The sequence below is a fragment of the Streptosporangium nanhuense genome, assembly GCF_059358815.1.
This window is the reverse complement of the sequence record NZ_JCADBG010000118.1, coordinates 1-884: the sequence shown is the minus strand read 5'-3', so window position 1 is coordinate 884 and position 884 is coordinate 1. Positions and strand designations below refer to the sequence as shown.

Here is an 884-nt window from a genome sequence, read left to right as displayed (position 1 = left end):
CACCCTGGACACCAACACCATCACGAAACCCGCCGACACGCCCCAGCCCGTTGTCCCGGCCACGGCCACGACCACCACGCTGACCTCGTCACGCGCCTCGGCGACCAGCCCGATCATCTTCACCGCGAGGGTGCGGTCCTCGAACGCGGCCGTCTCCGGCGGCGGGGTCGTCTTCCTCACCGGCGGGGCGGTCCTGGGCACGACGAGGCTCGTCAGCGGCCGGGCCGCCCTGGCCGTCACGGGACTTCCCAGGGGCACGCACCGGGTCTTCGCCGTCTTCCTGGGAACGCCCCTGCTGGATCCCAGCATCTCGCCGGTACTGATCCAGCGGGTCGAGCTCACACCCGCGCGCACGACGAGCACCACGGTGAGGAAAGCCGCCGGCGGCACTCGTTCCCCGTCCGCCCGATGATGTCTCGGAACCCGCGCGGTCCTAGCTGACCGAGTGGGTGACGACGGCGCTGTAGATCCCGGCGATCACCTGAGGGGGCAGGGTCACGGTGATCGTCGGGTTCCAGGTGGCGGAGTTGTTCCCGGTGCCCTCGGTGGCCGAGAAGGCGGTGCGTGTGGAGCCGAGGTCCCCGGCGGTTCCGGGGGTGAACGTCGCGTCCCCGGTCGTGGCGGTGGCCGGGCCCGGTGAGTAGGCGATGGACTCCTTCGGGATGGTCCGGGGCCCGCTGGCGTCACCGGTGGTGAAGTCCGTCGAGCCGACCGTCGCGATCCAGGAGGCGGCGAGGGAGTCACGGGCGTCGTCCACTGTGACCTCACCGAGCTGACCCGACACGGTGGGGCTTCCGGCCACCACGGATCCCAGGTTCGCGGTGGCCGGCACGCTGATGGAGAGAGCGCCGGCGGGTTTCGTGATGGTGTTGGTGTCCAGGGTC

Annotated in this window: 2 protein-coding genes; one reads left to right on the top strand and one right to left on the bottom strand. The window is 71.0% G+C overall.

What is annotated here, in order from left to right:
* Positions 1 to 130 precede the first annotated feature (130 nt).
* Positions 131 to 412 (top strand): Ig-like domain-containing protein, encoded by a 282-nt coding sequence (locus AC5L38_RS44265; RefSeq protein WP_495248831.1) that lies wholly within the window; start codon positions 131 to 133, stop codon positions 410 to 412.
* A gap of 21 nt (positions 413 to 433) precedes the next feature.
* Here AC5L38_RS44265 and AC5L38_RS44260 read toward each other — a convergent pair.
* Positions 434 to 884, bottom strand: a 451-nt coding sequence (locus AC5L38_RS44260; protein ID WP_495248830.1) for a hypothetical protein, incomplete at its 5' end; no start/stop codon positions are given.